This window comes from Oryzomonas japonica (assembly GCF_008802365.1).
GTDB classification, from domain to species: domain Bacteria; phylum Desulfobacterota; class Desulfuromonadia; order Geobacterales; family Pseudopelobacteraceae; genus Oryzomonas; species Oryzomonas japonica.
On the sequence record NZ_VZQZ01000003.1, the window covers coordinates 329,015 to 344,248 of the forward strand.

Sequence of the window (15,234 nt, forward strand, 5' to 3'; positions counted from 1 at the left end):
ACTACCTCAGAATGTGCAGGTCCTTACCGCTTCCCCCACAACGTCAACAACGCCGGCAGGAAGGCCAAAAACACCGCCACACTGGCCGCCATGCCCAGGGACATGACCGCGCCGATGCTGAAGACCCCCTGGTGGTGGGCCACCATCAGGGCGCCGAAGCTGAACAGGATGGTCAGGGCGTTGAGGAACACGCCGATCCCGGCGCTGCTCGTGGCCACCTGGGCGGGGGTCTCGCTCCCCTGGCGGTAGCGGTTGATGATGTAGATGGCCGAGTCGATCCCCACTCCCAGGATCAGCGGCAGCACGATGATGTTGGCCGAGTTGAAGCTGACCCCCGCCAACCGCATCCCCCCCACCATGAAGAGTAATCCCACCGCCAGCGGCAGGGCACCCATGGCGGCAAATCTCACGCTCTTGAAGTTGATCAGCAGGATCACGGCGATACCGAGGAAGGCATAGGCAAAGGCCTTGAGGTAGGCGTCCCGCATGATGGTCAGGGATTCGTAGACCATGATCGGCTCGCCGGTGGCGTTGGGGACGATGCCCTTGACCTGGGTGACGAATTCCTGGAGCGGCTCGTGCTCGAAGATCTCCTTTTTCGGGGCGACCTGGAGCAGCAATACGCCGCTCTTACCCACGAAACGCTGCTTCAGGTCCGTCGGCACGTCCGCCTCGACGACCGGCGACGCCTCCAGGCTCTCCTTCATCATGGTCAGCTTGACCGGCAGCTCGGCGAACATGCCCCCCTGAAACTCCCGCAGCATCCCCAGGGCGTTCTTGTCCTTTTCCTTCTCCAGCTTCGCGAAGAAGCCGTCCAGGGTCGTCAGAAAGGCGCCGACCGGCTTGGCTTCGGGCGCCTTTTTGGCCTCCAGCGCGGTCTTCAGCTTGCCCACCCGGTCGCGGAACGCCTCGAAGACCCTGGGCAGTTCCATGACCCGCAGGTTCTCCTCGTAGGGCATCGGCTTGACGTCCGCCAATACCTGACGGAGCGCCGCCAGTTCGGCCAGCTTGGCCTGCTGGTTGTCCGGCACCAGGGCGGGCAGGCTGACCACGTGGTCCACGCTGGGGAGTTTCTCCAGCCGCTCGGTCAACTGTTTGGCCGCGGCGCGGTCTTTGGCGATCACCACGGCAAAATAGCCGGAGTTCTCCTTGCTGCGCATCAGCTTGTAGGCGTATTCCACCGATTGCAGCCCCTTGGCCTGGAGGTTCATCAGGTTGTAGTCGAAGTGCATGGTCAGGGTGGGGTAGAGGCAGACGAGAGCCAGAAGCAGGGTCGCACCGACGACCGTCCGCGGGTTGGTGAAGAGGGCGTGGAACAAGGGCTTTTCGGCAAGGCCTGCCGGAGCCTGCTCTTTGGGGCCCTCGGTGTGGGGCTTCCTGAATCGTTCCAGCAGGATCAGCATGGAGGGGAGTACGGTGAAGGTGGTGATGACGCAGATCACGACCCCGCCGGCGGCGATGATGCCCAGTTCGGCAATGCCCTTGAAATCGGTGAAGGCAAAGGTGGCGAATGCCAGGGCCACGGTGGCGGCGGCCATGATGATGGAACGGATGTTGGCCCTGAGGCCGGTTTCTATGGCCGCCATGCCGGACGAACCGCCCCGCAACTCCTCCTGGTAGCGCAGGACCACCTGGATGCCGTATTCAATTCCCAGGCCGATGAGCATGATGGCGAAGACCATGGAGAGGATGTTGAGGTGCCCCACGGCGGCGGTGGCGAAGCCGAAGGAGAGGCAGATGCCCACGATCAGCGAGACCATGGCGCTGATCACGTTCAAGAGACCGCGGAAAGCGAACAACAGCAGGATCACGGTCAGGGAGAGGGAAAGGATGGTGGCGATCTCGATGTCCCGCTGGCTGGTGGCCATCTCCTCGTACTCAAGCACCGGCACGCCGGTCAGGCCGGCCGTGACCCCCTTGAACTCGGGGCGCTTCACCAGTTCGGCCAGGGCGGCGCGGGCCGCCTTGATCGGTTTCTCCGAGGCCACAAAGCTCCCCTCGTCCTTGACCGGCCGCATGGTGATGACCTGCTGCTTGCCGGCGCTTTCCAGGGCCGATGGCTTGCCGTCGCCGCCTCCCTTGAGGAACGAGTCCATGGACATGCCGCTCCCCTTGCCGTCAAAGGCCTTGAACCCCTTGTCCAGGGTGGCCAGCATGAAGGTCAGGCTCTCCAGCGCAGCCGGGTCGCCGGAGGCGAGGTACCCGTCGATCTGGCCGGTCAGGCTGGTGAAGAGCGTCTGTACGGAGGGGGAGGCGGAGAGGTTCTTCAGGACCGGTGCGGCCATGGTCAGGGTGTGGCGCAACCGCTGGATATCCTCCAACGGCATGAACAGGAGACCGTTCTTGCGGAAGAAGGGGAGGCCGCCGGGGTAGAAAACGTCGCGGAACAGGCCGGTTTCCCGATTCAGACGCTGATAGAGCGCATCGGCGGCGCGGGTCGATTTCTCGGCGTCGTCCGATTCTATAACCGCCACGATCTCTTCCTGATCGCCGAATTCCCGGCGATAGGCCTGGTAATCCATCTGAAAGGGAGCGTTTTTGGCCATCAGGTCGTCGCGGCCGGTCAGGAACTCCATGTTCTTTTTGGTGTAGATGACCGAACAGACGGAAAGCAACAGGGCCAGCGCCAGGATCAGGCGCGGGCGTTTGGCGACGAAGGCGAACAGACGGCTTGGTTTTGGTGTATCGGGCACACGGGGCTCCTTGGGCAAGATTGCAACATTCCTGAATATACCGCCCAGGGGAAAAAGTCAATCAAAGGGGGAGTGTGGCGGGGATGGGTCAGTGCAGTTCCATGGCGACGGGGGAGGGGAGGCCGAGACCGACCTGGATGGTCGCCCGGGCCGGTCCGCCGGTGCAGGCGTATTCCAGAGTGAACGTCGTATCCTCCAGCGCTTCGATCACCACCGCGCCGGGAGCGCTGATGGCAAAGGTCTCTCCCGGCCTCAGAGAATAATCGCGCGAGTCCTCGTAACGGGTCAGCCAGGCGCTTCCGCGGTCCATGCGCAGGGAACAACCTTCGGGGGCGACGGTGAGCGCGACCGTTTCGCCTTTTTTCAGCAGGTAGTTCATACATGACTCCTTGGGGGCAATAATCAGAAGCGTTCGCGGTAGGCGCGGGGCGTGATCCCCAGGCACCGCTGGAAGGTGCGCCGCAACTGCTCGGCGCCGCTGAAGCCGCTCTCCCGTGCAACCGTCTCCATGGGGTGATTCGTCTCCTCCAGGAGGTGCTTGGCCCGTTCGATCCGCAGCCGGTCCAGGTATTTCGACGGCGTCATGCCGGTTTCCCGGAGGAACACCCGGGCAAAATTGCGGGGGCTCATGGCCGCCCTGTCCGCCAGATCCTCAACCGCGATATTCTGATGGGCATTTTCCTCAAGCCAGGCCAGGAGCTGTGCCAGCGGCCCGCCCGTGACCATCTGGGAACGGAGGCGACTGCTGAACTGGCTCTGCCCGCCCGGCCGTTTGAGGTAGAGGACGAGGCGGCGGGCGATTGCCAGGGCCAGCTTCCTGCCGTAATCTTCCTCCACCAGGGCGAGCGCCAGATCGATTCCGGCCGTAATGCCCGCCGAGGTGGCAATGGAGCCGTCCCTGACATAGATCGCATCCGGCTCCACGGTTACCTCCGGGTACTCCCGGGCCATGCGGTCCACGTCCATCCAGTGGGTCGTGACCCGCCGGCCGTTCAGGAGACCCGCTTCCGCGAGGAGGAAGGCGCCGGTGCAGACCGAGACCAGGCGCCTGACCCGTCCCCCCGTTTCTGCCAGCCAGTGGATCAGTTCACGATTGGCCACGGCGCGGCCGAGGGGCTCGTCCGGGCTCCCCACCACGAGCAGGGTGTCGATAGGGCCGGCCATGTCGCGCCATGCCGCATCGGCCACCAACTGCACCCCCGCGGAGGTCGTAACGCCGCCCCGCTCCTGTGCCGCGATGGTGACTAGGTAACCGGGCGCATCCGCCGCCTGCTCCCGCAATGTCCGGTTCACCACCCCGAATACCGCGGCCGGGCCGGTCGCATCCAGGAGTTCGCACCCCTCATGAACGACCACGACGACGGTGCGAGGTTCGGTTGTCCCGGTCTTGCCATTCACTTCTTGATTGTGACGATTCATGGTGTGCATCTTTTCACAAAGTGCTGCACGGCACAATGACAACAAACAGGCGTTTTCTGCCATGTGCCCCGGTTGTCGTGATAGCGGCACGGGACAACAGGATTGATAAATGGTGCCGAAGCCGGTATTCTTGCCGCCGGAGTGGAAACCTTATGAGCAATTCCTTGTCCTATGAACCCCTTGTCCACGGTTTCAGCCTCGGAGCAAGCCTGATCATCGCCATCGGAAGCCAGAACGCCTTTGTCCTGCGCCAAGGGCTGCGCCGCGAGTACGTCTTTACCGTAAGCACCATCTGCTTTCTGTGCGATATGATTCTGATTACACTGGGGGCCGGCGGTTTCGGCACGGTCGTGGCTTCATCGCCGCGACTGCTCGTGTGTGCCCTGTGGGGAGGGGCCGCCTTCCTCTTTTGCTACGGTATCCGTTCCTTTTGGTCGGCAATCAGGCCGGAGGCGTTAGGGACCGATGGAGAAAGCGTGGTGGGGGGAGACCTTGCGGCGGTGGTGACGACCACGCTGGCCCTCAGCCTTCTGAATCCGCACGTCTACCTGGACACGGTCCTGCTGCTGGGAAGCCTGGCGGCGCAATTCCGCGGGCATGCCCGGGTTTTCTTTGCCGTGGGGGCCGTGGCGGCATCGCTTGTCTGGTTTTACGGCATCGGCTATGGCGCCAGGGTTTTTGCGCCGCTGTTTCGCAAGCCGGTTGCCTGGCGGGTTCTCGATATCCTGGTGGGGTGCACCATGTGGGGGATTGGCGTCAGCCTGATCTGGAAAAGGGTGTTTGCGGGGTAACGGTGCGGCGGCACTTCACCGCCACGAAAAAGCCCGGCATATGCCGGGCTTTTTCGTATTACCTGCGTTGCGCCATCATACCTTGCGTCCCTTGCGACCGGCCTGAATCTTGCCGTGTGGGGTGATGACATGGACATTGTGGTTGCCTGCACGGCGGAGCATCATCTCGTGCTTGCCGGGCATGGCCGTCTTCATCGTTTTCCGAGGCTTCGCGAACGGACCTTTGGTGTCTCTCATGGCCGCCACCTCCTTTGCATTCTTTTCCACTTACAGTATAACACGATTCAGGGACGTGGCAGGGAATCTATTTTTGCGAGTTCGACGGCCCCCGGGAGCGCAAGGCGTTCGTCGCCTTCTCGGGCTAGAACGGGATGCTCCGGCGTGGGGCCGCCATCGGTGCGTATCACGCCTTGTCCCGACGATCCAGAAACATCTTGATCAGGTCGATGGGAACCGGAAAGATGGTGGTGGAGTTCTTTTCCGCGGCGATCTCCGTCAGGGTCTGGAGGTAGCGCAGTTGCAGCGCGGTCGGCTCGGCGGCCAGGATTACGGCTGCCTGGGCCAGCTTTTCCGATGCCTGCAATTCGCCCTCGGCGTGGATGATCTTGGCGCGGCGCTCCCGCTCCGCCTCGGCCTGCTTGGCGATGGCCCGCTGCATCTCCTGGGGCAGGTCGATGTTTTTTACCTCCACGTTGGCCACCTTGACCCCCCACGGCCCGGTATGGCGGTCGAGAATCTCCTGCAACTCCTTGTTGATCTTCTCCCGGTTGGCCAGGAGTTCATCCAGATCCACCTGTCCCAGGACGCTCCGCAGGGTGGTCTGGGACAACTGGCTGGTGGCGTACAGGTAGTTTTCCACATCCACGACCGCCCGTTGGGGTTCCATGACCCGGAAGTAGATGACCGCCGAGACCTTGACCGTGACGTTGTCGTGGGTGATCACGTCCTGGGGGGGGACATCCATGACCACGGTGCGCAGTGTCACCCGCACCAGACGGTCGATGCCCGGGATGATGAAAAAGAGGCCCGGTCCCCGCACCCCGGCCAGCCGGCCCAGGCGGAACAGCACGCCCCGTTCGTACTCGGGAAGGATGCGCACCGCGCTGGCAACGAACATGATGAACAGGACCGCAACAAAAAGAACCGGGACGTAGTTGAACAGATTGAACATGACAAGCCTCCGTTTTCATGTGAAGCGCCCCACTGGGGCACCGGAAAAAGGGCGATGGCACCTCGCCCCTACAGTGTCTTCCTCACTTTGAGCCGCATGTCTTCCACCTTCTCCACCGCAACCTTTGACCCGGCGGCAATCGGCTGGTCGCTCCAGGCGTCCCAATACTCGCCGTTGACAAAGACCTTCCCCTCGGGGGCGATGGCGCTCTCGGCCCGCCCCTCCTGTTCCAGCAGCCCTTCCGCGCCGGTGGCAGGTTTCAGGCGATGGACGCGCAACGCCTTGGCGATGGCTACCGAGAAGAAGCCGGCCGTGGCCAGCACCGTCACCAGGATCACGCTCCAGGAAACCCGCAGGTAGGGCTCCGGGGATTCGAACAAGAGCAGCGACCCGAACACCATGGCGATCATTCCGCCCACCGTCAGCATGCCGTGGGAGACGACCTTGATCTCGGCGATAAAGAGCACCAGCGCCAGCAGGATGAGCAGTGCTCCTGCGTAGTTGACCGGCAGCGTCTGGAAGGCGAAGAAGGCCAGGATCAGGGAAATCCCCCCGATCACCCCGGGCAGGATCACGCCCGGATTGGACAGTTCGAAGAACAGCCCCAGCATGCCGAGCATCATCAGGACATAGGCCACGTTGGGGTTGCTGATGGCGTTCAGTATCCGCTCTCCCGGTCGCATCTCGGCCGAAAACGTCTCGGCCCCGGCCAGACGCAGGGGCACCTCCCGGCCGTCCCGCATAATGCTACGCCCCTCCATGCGGTGCAACAAGTCGGCCCGGTCCCGGGCGATCAGGTCGATAACCTTGCCGGCCAGCGCCCGGTCGGCGCTCAGGGAGATGCTCTCCCGCACCATCCTGCGCGCCATGGTCTCGTCGCGGCCCCGTTTGCGGGCGATCCCTTCCGCGTAGGCCTCGGCATCGTTGATCACCTTCTCCTCCATGGTCTTGTCGGGCTTCTCGCCCAGGGAAACCGGGTGGGCCGCGCCGATGTTGGTGCCGGGAGACATGGCGCACACATCCGCCGCCAGGCAGATGATGGCTCCGGCCGATGCGGCGCGGGCGCCCGAGGGTGCCACATAGACCGCCAGCGGCACCGGACTGGCAAAGATGTCCTTGACGATCTCCCGCATGGCGGTATCCAGGCCGCCGGGGGTGTCAAGCTCCACCAGCACCAGGCTGTCTCCGCTCCGGGCCGCCTCATTCAGGGTGCGATGGAGAAACTGGGCCGTCACCGGGGTGATCGGATCGTGGATGGTTACGACCCTGACCCTGGCCCGTTCGGCGGCCGACGCGGTTACGCACACAAGCAGGCATAGAAGGATACAGAGGCTGAAGCGCATGGGTTCCCCCCTCTCTTACCGTAAGTATACCTCATTATGGCGATGGTGTAAGGTCGGTGGGGGAATAACCGTGCGGATGGGCGGAAGCGGCAGTGGCCCGTGAGGGGTCCGGCCACGAAACGGGGGCTGTTTTAGGGCTGGCGAGTGTTCACAGGTGGAGTTCCGGCTTGAGATGGGCGGGGGTAAAACTGGCGGCAATCTGCCATCCCTTGCTTCTGTTCAGGACCGGCGCGAGTTTGCAGGCGATGTAGCCGATCAGTTGGGCTTCCTTCGGCAGTTCCGTGGCGATCCTGACGATCCGGAAAGCCACCAGGTCCCCGACCTCCGGGTAGCCCGGGGCATCGGCCATCGTGCAGCCCCATATTTCCTGAGTCCCATCGGGCTCGGCCAGACGAAGGCGGAAATAGCGTTCCCCCTCGCCGCCGCGCCGCCCCACGTCCACTACCAGGGCCGGGATCAATGCATTCAGCAGCAGGCGGTACCCCATGGTGCAGGCATGGGCAAAGGCGGCCTCGTTATCCGGGAAGCTCACCACTGGCTCTTGCTTTCTGCGAAACCAATCGAGCATGGAATCACCTTACACCTGAATCCGTGACGCCTGAACGGCTCCTCTCGCTTACCATGCCTCAGTCCTGGCATTGCCCGCGTCTCCACCACCATAGCGGAGGACGCACGGCAAAGCAGGCATGATACTGCATGGGCGGCGTTGGACTCCGGCATGACGCTCACTCTGCCGTTCAGGCGTCACGGATTCAGGTTACAGATAGTCGTCCTTCTTGAGTCCGTACTTCTTGATCTTGCGATAGATGGTGACCATGTTCATGCCCGCCTCGCGGGCTGCGGCATCGATGTTGCCCCCATGCTTTTTCAAAAGGCCCTTGAGCAGGTCGGCCTCGAAACGTTCCAGGGCGGCGTTGAAGGGAAGCTCTCCCGCCGTGGTGGCCGCCGCTAGGGGGATGCCGACCGGTTCGTGGCCGCTCTCCACAAACTGGTCCAGGGTTTCGCGGGAGATATACTCCTCGCCGACCATGGCCATACAGGCCTCGATCACGTTTTTCAACTGGCGGATGTTGCCGGGCCAGGCACAGGCGCACAGGGCCTGCATGGCCTCCTTGTCGAAACCTTTAACCACCGTGTCGAACTTCTGATTTTGCAGGGTGATGAAATGGGCCGCAAGCAGGGGGATGTCGTCGGTCCGCTCCCGCAGCGGCGGCAGATGGATATTGACCACGTTCAACCGGTAGTAAAGGTCTTCCCGGAAGGCCCCGCTTTTGACCGCTTCTTTCAGGTCCGAATTGGTGGCCGACAGCACCCGCACGTCCACCCGGGTGGGGGTGGTCTCCCCCAGGCGGTTGAATTCCTTTTCCTGCAAAAAGCGTAGCAGTGTCTTCTGCACATTCATGGGCAGGTTGCCCACCTCGTCCAGGAAGAGGGTGCCGCCGTCGGCCGCCTCCAGAAGGCCGTGACGGTTTTCCTTGGCGCCGGTGAAGGCCCCCTTCTTGTAGCCGAACAGCTCGCTCTCCAAAAGGGTTTCGGGCAGGGCGCCGCAGTTGATGGCGATGAACTTGCGCTCGCGCCGAGGCGAGTTGTAATGGATGGCCTGGGCGATCAACTCCTTGCCGGTGCCGGATTCTCCGGTAATCAATACCGAGGTGTCGCGCACCGCCACCTTCTCGACCCGTTCCAGCACGCTTTTCAGACCGCCGGAGGCGCCGATGATGTTGTCGAAACAGAACTTGCCCTCCAGTTCGGCGCGCAGTTCCCGGTTTTCTTCCAGGAGCCGCGACTGTTGCAGGGCGTTCTTGACCCGGTAGATCAGCTCTTCCGGCTCGAACGGCTTGGTCAGCATGTCGTAGGCCCCCTTGCGCAGGGCCTGGATCGACATGTCCACCGTGGCGTAGGCGGTGATCATGATCACTGGGATGTCCTTTTCCTTCTCCTTGGCCTTCTGGAGTACTTCAAGCCCGCTCATGCCGGGCATCTTGATGTCGGTGATGAGCAGGTCCCAGGCCCCGGGACGAAACTCTTCAATCGCCTTGAGCGGCGACGTGTAGGCGCGGGCCAGGTAACCGTTATCCAGGAGCACCTGCTCCATCATGCGGCACAGGCCTTCTTCGTTGTCGATCAGGAGGATGCGTTTTTTGTCGGCCATTTTTGCGTCGTTCCTTTTTTACGCCGGATAACACCATCTGCCACTGAGACACGGGGGCACAGAGAAAAAAGTGAAACGTGAAACGTGAATGGTGAATCGTGAATGGTGAAAGATACAAACCCTGAAGCCGTCAGCCCCTCACTATTCGCTTTTCGCATTTAACTTTTCACCATTCACGATTCACGATTTTCTTTGAGATGTCCGCTTACAGTTCATCCCGTTCGATGGGCAGCGTTACGGTGACCGTGGTGCCCGTGTCCGGATCGCTTGCGATGCGGATCTCGCCGTGGTGCTGTTCGATGATCTGGCGGGTGATGGCCAGCCCCAGGCCGGTGCCGCGCTCCTTGGTGGTGTAAAACGGCTCGAAGATCTTCTCCAGGTTTTCGGCCGGGATGCCGCAGCCGCTGTCGCTGAATACCATGCGGACATGATCGGGGTCAACCGCTTCGGAGCGGATGGTGAGGGTGCCGCCGTCCGGCATGGCGCCGCCTGCGTTCAGGATCAGGTTGATGGCCACCTGGCGCATCTGGTCGCCGTCCAGATGGACCTTGGGCAGATCGGGGGCAAACTCGGTCCGGATGACCACGCCGCGCATGTCGGTGTGATTGGCGGCGAAATCCGTGATCTGTGCCAGGAGATCGTTCAGGTCAACCGGCTCCAGGCTCGGCCGGGGGGTCCGGGCATAGGAAAGCAGGTCCTGGACGATCTTCTTGCAGCGCTTGCTTTCGCGCTTGATCTCGTGGATGTATTTGTAGTTCGGGTCGTCCTCGGCCATCTTGCCTTCCAAGTAGCCGGCGTAGCCAAGGATCACACCCAGGGGGTTGTTGATCTCGTGGGCCACTCCCGATGAAAGGATGCCCAGGGAGGCCATCTTACCGTGTTGGGCAAGGCTTGCCTCCATTTCCTTGTTGCGACGAATTATGTCGGTCATGCGGTTGAACACCCCGGCCAGTTCCGCCAGTTCGTCCTCCCCTTCAACCACCATCTTTTCCTCAAGGTTACCCCGTTTGACGCGCCGTATGACATCGATCATGTGGGTGATGGGGCTGGTGATGATGGTTGAGGCCCGAAAGACCAGGACCACGGCGAATAGCCCCACCAGCAGGCTGAGGAGAACCATGCTGATCAGGATACGGTCCTTGATCTTGTTGGCCTCGTGGTAAAACTCATCCTCATAGGAACCGACCGCCACGATCCAGTCCCAGGGCTTGAAATACTCGTAACGCACGATCTTCATGCGCGGTTCGCTGTTGCTGACATTCTGCCAGGGATAACGGATCCAGCCGCTCTTCTTCCCGCACATCTCGCGGATAAAGGGGAAGCCGCTGGAGTCGCGGGCATCGATAAAATTCCTGCCCTCCGAGTCGGGATGGATGGTGAAGTTGCCTTTGCTGTCCATGCAGAAGATGTAGCCGGTGGAGCCGACCTTCTTGGCCTTGATCTTTTCCTTCAGCTCGGCAAAGGACTTGCGCTCGAAGGCCGCTTCGTCGTAGGTTTCCTCCAGATAACCGCCGGTGGCGATGATCCAGTCCCATTCCCGGAAATAACGGTAGGCGACGATCTTCTTGCGGGGGTATTTGTCGCCCAGGACGGCGTTGCGCCAGGGGTAGATGATGAACAGCACCTCACCCGGCTTGGACTGCCGGGCGGTTTCGCACATCTCGCGGATGAAGTAGCGTCCATTTTCATCCTTTTCGTTGTAGACGTTCTCCCCTTCGCGGGCGATGTGCACCTTCAGGTCGCCGCGGCTGGTCATGGCATAGATGTAGCCGGTTTCCCCCACGTTGACCTTTTTTAGCGCGTCACGCGCTTCCCGCTTGGCTGTGGCCAGGTCGAACCGGCCCTGTTTGTACTGCTTGTGTTCGGATTCGACCAGGTTATAGGAGAGGTTGGTGAGGGTTGCCAGTTCGCTGTTGAAGTTCTTGATCTTGTCCTGTTTGTAGACCTGGAACTGCTGGTAATGGGAATTGAGCAGGTCGATAGTAAAGGCGGTGATGTGCTGCAGGTCATCCTTGCTGGTCTGGGTGACCCCCAGGTACGCCTGATGGTTGGCAATATAGCCGATGACGCCGGCAACGATAAAGATCGGGCCGATCACCAGCGGCAGCACCAGCGCCAATAACTTCCAGCGCAGCTTGAATTTGCTGAGGAATTCCATCATCACGCCCTTAAAGGTGTATACGGCATCCGCTTCCATGATATAATCGAATCCCGCCGGTAAATCAAGCGATGATGCTTGAGATATCATTTGTTTATGATATAGTCCCGCGTGAAAAATTACTATCGTCCAATTAAACCAACTTGTTCGTAGAGAAATATGCCTGAACCCATAATGACAATACTCGTCATTGATGACGAACCGATGGTCCGCGAGTCGCTTGCAAGCTGTCTCGAAGACCAGGGCTATGTCGTGCTCCTGGCTCCCGACGGCTGCCAGGGGTTCGAAATCTGTTGCCGGCAGCGGCCATCCTTGGTCTTCACCGATCTCCGCATGCCGGTCATGGATGGTTTCGAGGTGGTGGAGCGGCTGACGCGGGAACTCCCCGAGATTCCGATCGTCGCAATGTCCGGCGTGGGAGACGTCGGTGAAGCCATCCGGGCCATACGCCTTGGTGCCTGGGCATATATCACCAAGCCGATCACGAACCTGGATGAAATCACCATCACCATCGCGCGCGTGCTTGAGCGTGCCCGCCTGGTACGGGAAAACCTGGAATACCGCCACCGCCTCGAGCAACTCGTGGAGGAGCGGACCCGGCAACTCAAGGAAAGCGAGCAGCGTTTTTATCAATTCTTTTTCCAACATGATGACGCCATCATCCTGTGTCGGCTCCCGGAGCTGGTCATCCTCGATGCGAACCCCGCCTCGTCCAAGCTGTTCGGATACCCCTACCAGGAGATACTTGCCCGAAAGTTCCCGTTCTTCTTCGCAACGGCGGAACAGGGGGATTTGATAGCGGGCCTGACGCACCTGACCGGAGAGTCGTTTTTTCTGAGGGAGCACCTCCCGGCAAAAGACTGCGCAGACGCAGAACTGATCGTATCCCTGAAGGCGTGGTCCATAACCCTCGGCAATGAGACGGTGCTCTACTGCTCATTGCGTAATGCAACCGAAAAAATCATGCTCGAAAAGCAGTTGCAGGACTCCCAGACGCGCCTGATCCAGGCGCACAAACTGGCATCCATCGGCATGCTGGCCTCGGGGATTGCCCACGAGATAAATAACCCCAACAACCTGATCGCTTTCAATACCGACCTGTTGGCCGAGGTCTGGCGGGACTCCCTGCCGGTCCTTGCCGACTACTCCCACGTCCATCCCGGTTTTACCCTGGGGGGACTCCCTTTCGGGGAGGTCCCCGCCACCGCCGACCGTCTCTTCAAAGGTCTTGCCGACGGTTCCCGCCGCATCGACGCCATTGTGGGGCAGCTTAAACAATACTCTCGTCCCTGTGCGGCGGGGGGCGCAGGGGGGTGCGACATCAACCGGGCGGTCACCAGTGCCGTTACGCTGCTGGATCATCAGATAAAGCGCATAACCGACCGGTTCGAGCTCGAGCTGGCTCCCAATCTTCCGCCGGTGCGCGGGTATTCGCAACAGATCGAACAGGTCCTGATCAACCTGATCAGTAATGCCCTGCAGGCCTTGCCGGGGCGCGAACGGGGGATCGTGGTCAGTACGGCCAGGGATGGGGATCGCGGCGGGGGGGTAATAACCATTGCCGACGAGGGGAGGGGGATGACCCGCGAAACCCTCGCACACCTCACGGAACCGTTCTTCTCCACCAGGCACGAGTCCGGCGGAACCGGTCTGGGGCTCTCCATAAGCGACTCGATCCTGAGGGAGCACGGCGGTACCCTGTGCTTCGAGAGTGAAGAGGGAAAGGGCACCCGCGCCATCATCCATTTACCGCCCTGCGTCGTGCAGGGGCAGGGGGCAATCCCATGAAAACGCCCGCCGAGGAACCTGCCATACTCCTGGTCGATGACGAAGAGGAGCTTCTGTTCAGCACCCGCCTGATCCTGCGCCGGGAAGGTTTTGCCAATGTCCTGACCCAGTCGGACAGCCGCCTGGTGGCGGCCATGCTTGACGAGCAACCGGTCGCCGTGTTGGTATTGGATATGACCATGCCCCATCTTTCCGGCCTGGATCTGCTCCGGCGGGTGAAGGAAACCCATCCCGGATTGCCGGTCGTGATGATGACGGCCGTCAATGACGTGGATACCGCGGTGGCCTGCATGCAGGCCGGGGCGGACAACTACCTGGTCAAGCCGGTGGACCGCACCAGGCTGGTCGCCACGGTCGGGACCTGCTACGACCTTGGCCGTACCCGCACGGAGCTGGATCGCCTGCGCCGCCACCTGTCCGAAGGACAACTGGAGAACGAGGCGGTTTTCCGCGACATCATCACGGTTTCGCCCCGCATGCGCAGCATTTTTTTCTATCTCGAGTCGGTGGCCCCTTCGCGGCAGCCGGTGCTGATTACCGGCGAAACCGGCACCGGCAAGGAATTGGTCGCCCGCGTCATCCATACCCTGAGCGGGGGAGGAGGACCGTTTGTTGCGGTAAACCTGGCCGGCCTGGACGACACCATGTTCAGCGATACGCTTTTCGGCCACCAGCGGGGGGCCTTTACCGGCGCAGACCGGGCGCGGGAGGGGCTGGTCTGCCGGGCTGAGGCCGGGACGCTCTTTCTGGACGAGATCGGCGACTTGTCCCCCTCGTCCCAGGTCAAACTGCTACGCTTGTTGCAGGAAGGGGAGTACCTGCCTTTGGGGGCCGATACGCCCCGCATCTGTGAGGCCCGGATTGTCGTTGCCACCCATGTGGATCTGAAGGCCGGCATGGAATCGGGCCGTTTTCGCTCCGACCTCTATTACCGCCTCTGCGCCCATCATGTGGCGCTTCCCCCCCTGCGGGAGCGGCCGGAGGATATCCCGCTCCTGCTGGAACATTTCCTCGATAATGCCGCTCAGGCGCTCAACAAGGCTCGTCCGTCCGCCCCCCCGGAGTTGAGCCGCTATTTGGCCGCATATCGTTTTCCGGGCAATATCCGCGAACTTGAGGCCCTGGTACGGGATGCCGTGGCCCGGCACCCGGGCCACGGCATCCTCTCGCTGGAACCCTTTCTGGTCGCCATAAGCGGCGATCTTGCCCTTCCGCAGGATGAAGCGTCAAACGAGGAACGCTGCCATACCTGTCTTTTTAAGGACCGTTTTCCCACGTTGAAGGGCGCCGAAGAATACCTGATCGCCGAAGCGTTGCGGCTGGCCGGCGGTAATCAGCGCCTAGCCGCCTCATATCTCGGAATTACCCGCCAAGCCCTCAACAAACGTCTCTCCCGAGCGCCCGCGTAGCTCTCTCCACCGCTGCCCGCGCAGCCGTTGTTACCCCGGCGACAATTATTGCATCAGTAATTTTTGTCGTTACCCCGCAAACGCCCCATCTACTGCGATCAGCTCAGCTCTGCGGGCCGCCCTGTCAACTTGCGACGCAGGGGGCGGCACGGCGGTGCCTTTATAACATGCAGTAATATTTCGCTAAATCTGGTTCATCTCCTTGGCATGTGTCATGCTTTTTACCGGTGGAACTGCAATGGATGGAAGCCACAGAACATTTTCATTTTCGATGTTTGGCTGTCTATCAACGAATGCGCGGGAGGAACTA

Annotated in this window: 12 protein-coding genes and 1 pseudogene; 4 read left to right on the forward strand and 9 right to left on the reverse strand. The window is 61.3% G+C overall.

Features of this window, described 5'->3' with window-relative positions:
- Nucleotides 1–23 precede the first annotated feature (23 nt).
- The 3 genes from F6V25_RS07320 to F6V25_RS07330 form a co-directional block, all read right to left on the reverse strand.
- On the reverse strand, nucleotides 24–2,693 hold the full coding sequence (locus tag F6V25_RS07320; protein ID WP_151127941.1) for an MMPL family transporter: 2,670 nt from the start codon (nucleotides 2,691–2,693) through the stop codon (nucleotides 24–26).
- Between the two features lie 88 nt (nucleotides 2,694–2,781).
- Complete coding sequence (locus F6V25_RS07325) at nucleotides 2,782–3,072, reverse strand: DUF2917 domain-containing protein (RefSeq protein WP_151127942.1); 291 nt, start codon at nucleotides 3,070–3,072, stop codon at nucleotides 2,782–2,784.
- A 23-nt stretch (nucleotides 3,073–3,095) separates the two neighbouring features.
- On the reverse strand, nucleotides 3,096–4,112 hold the full coding sequence (locus F6V25_RS07330) for a GlxA family transcriptional regulator (protein ID WP_151127943.1): 1,017 nt from the start codon (nucleotides 4,110–4,112) through the stop codon (nucleotides 3,096–3,098).
- A gap of 152 nt (nucleotides 4,113–4,264) precedes the next feature.
- Between F6V25_RS07330 and F6V25_RS07335 the strand changes: the two genes are divergently transcribed.
- Complete coding sequence (locus tag F6V25_RS07335; RefSeq protein WP_151127944.1) at nucleotides 4,265–4,903, forward strand: LysE/ArgO family amino acid transporter; 639 nt, start codon at nucleotides 4,265–4,267, stop codon at nucleotides 4,901–4,903.
- A gap of 75 nt (nucleotides 4,904–4,978) precedes the next feature.
- Here the strand turns inward: F6V25_RS07335 and F6V25_RS16960 are convergent, their stop codons facing one another.
- A complete protein-coding gene (locus F6V25_RS16960; protein ID WP_191966109.1) occupies nucleotides 4,979–5,140 on the reverse strand; it encodes a hypothetical protein in 162 nt (53 codons plus the stop codon).
- Nucleotides 5,141–5,193: 53 nt separating this feature from the next.
- Here F6V25_RS16960 and F6V25_RS17510 point away from each other — a divergent pair.
- A pseudogene (locus F6V25_RS17510) lies at nucleotides 5,194–5,268 on the forward strand (YjbQ family protein); the annotation flags it as partial.
- 38 nt (nucleotides 5,269–5,306) lie between these two features.
- Here the strand turns inward: F6V25_RS17510 and F6V25_RS07345 are convergent.
- The 5 genes from F6V25_RS07345 to F6V25_RS07365 form a co-directional block, all read right to left on the reverse strand.
- On the reverse strand, nucleotides 5,307–6,074 hold the full coding sequence (locus F6V25_RS07345; protein WP_151127945.1) for a slipin family protein: 768 nt from the start codon (nucleotides 6,072–6,074) through the stop codon (nucleotides 5,307–5,309).
- Between the two features lie 68 nt (nucleotides 6,075–6,142).
- Nucleotides 6,143–7,417 carry an NfeD family protein gene (locus F6V25_RS07350; RefSeq protein WP_151127946.1) on the reverse strand — a complete coding sequence of 425 codons (1,275 nt, stop codon included), beginning with the start codon at nucleotides 7,415–7,417 and terminating at the stop codon, nucleotides 6,143–6,145.
- Between the two features lie 148 nt (nucleotides 7,418–7,565).
- Complete coding sequence (locus tag F6V25_RS07355; protein ID WP_151127947.1) at nucleotides 7,566–7,985, reverse strand: hypothetical protein; 420 nt, start codon at nucleotides 7,983–7,985, stop codon at nucleotides 7,566–7,568.
- A 189-nt stretch (nucleotides 7,986–8,174) separates the two neighbouring features.
- Nucleotides 8,175–9,569 (reverse strand): sigma-54-dependent transcriptional regulator, encoded by a 1,395-nt coding sequence (locus tag F6V25_RS07360; RefSeq protein ID WP_151127948.1) that lies wholly within the window; start codon nucleotides 9,567–9,569, stop codon nucleotides 8,175–8,177.
- Between the two features lie 205 nt (nucleotides 9,570–9,774).
- Entirely contained in the window at nucleotides 9,775–11,766 is a 1,992-nt protein-coding gene (locus tag F6V25_RS07365) for a cache domain-containing protein (RefSeq protein WP_246166989.1), read from the reverse strand.
- Nucleotides 11,767–11,901: 135 nt separating this feature from the next.
- Here F6V25_RS07365 and F6V25_RS07370 point away from each other — a divergent pair, with 135 nt between their 5' ends.
- Both F6V25_RS07370 and F6V25_RS07375 read left to right on the forward strand, forming a co-directional pair.
- A complete protein-coding gene (locus tag F6V25_RS07370) occupies nucleotides 11,902–13,515 on the forward strand; it encodes a hybrid sensor histidine kinase/response regulator (protein WP_191966110.1) in 1,614 nt (537 codons plus the stop codon).
- On the forward strand, nucleotides 13,512–14,924 hold the full coding sequence (locus F6V25_RS07375; protein ID WP_151127950.1) for a sigma-54-dependent transcriptional regulator: 1,413 nt from the start codon (nucleotides 13,512–13,514) through the stop codon (nucleotides 14,922–14,924). The genes F6V25_RS07370 and F6V25_RS07375 overlap by 4 nt, the downstream gene beginning before the upstream one ends.
- Nucleotides 14,925–15,234: the final 310 nt, after the last annotated feature.

Bases quoted from the DNA above. Each gene is read 5' to 3' on its own strand.
- F6V25_RS07355 (WP_151127947.1), bottom strand. From the start codon at position 7,985: ATGCTCGATTGGTTTCGCAGAAAGCAAGAGCCAGTGGTGAGCTTCCCG.
- F6V25_RS07330 (WP_151127943.1), bottom strand. From the start codon at position 4,112: ATGAATCGTCACAATCAAGAAGTGAATGGCAAGACCGGGACAACCGAA.
- F6V25_RS16960 (WP_191966109.1), bottom strand. From the start codon at position 5,140: ATGAGAGACACCAAAGGTCCGTTCGCGAAGCCTCGGAAAACGATGAAG.
- F6V25_RS07350 (WP_151127946.1), bottom strand. From the start codon at position 7,417: ATGCGCTTCAGCCTCTGTATCCTTCTATGCCTGCTTGTGTGCGTAACC.
- F6V25_RS07345 (WP_151127945.1), bottom strand. From the start codon at position 6,074: ATGTTCAATCTGTTCAACTACGTCCCGGTTCTTTTTGTTGCGGTCCTG.
- F6V25_RS07365 (WP_246166989.1), bottom strand. From the start codon at position 11,766: ATGGAAGCGGATGCCGTATACACCTTTAAGGGCGTGATGATGGAATTC.
- F6V25_RS07370 (WP_191966110.1), top strand. From the start codon at position 11,902: ATGACAATACTCGTCATTGATGACGAACCGATGGTCCGCGAGTCGCTT.
- F6V25_RS07335 (WP_151127944.1), top strand. From the start codon at position 4,265: ATGAGCAATTCCTTGTCCTATGAACCCCTTGTCCACGGTTTCAGCCTC.
- F6V25_RS07325 (WP_151127942.1), bottom strand. From the start codon at position 3,072: ATGAACTACCTGCTGAAAAAAGGCGAAACGGTCGCGCTCACCGTCGCC.
- F6V25_RS07375 (WP_151127950.1), top strand. From the start codon at position 13,512: ATGAAAACGCCCGCCGAGGAACCTGCCATACTCCTGGTCGATGACGAA.
- F6V25_RS07360 (WP_151127948.1), bottom strand. From the start codon at position 9,569: ATGGCCGACAAAAAACGCATCCTCCTGATCGACAACGAAGAAGGCCTG.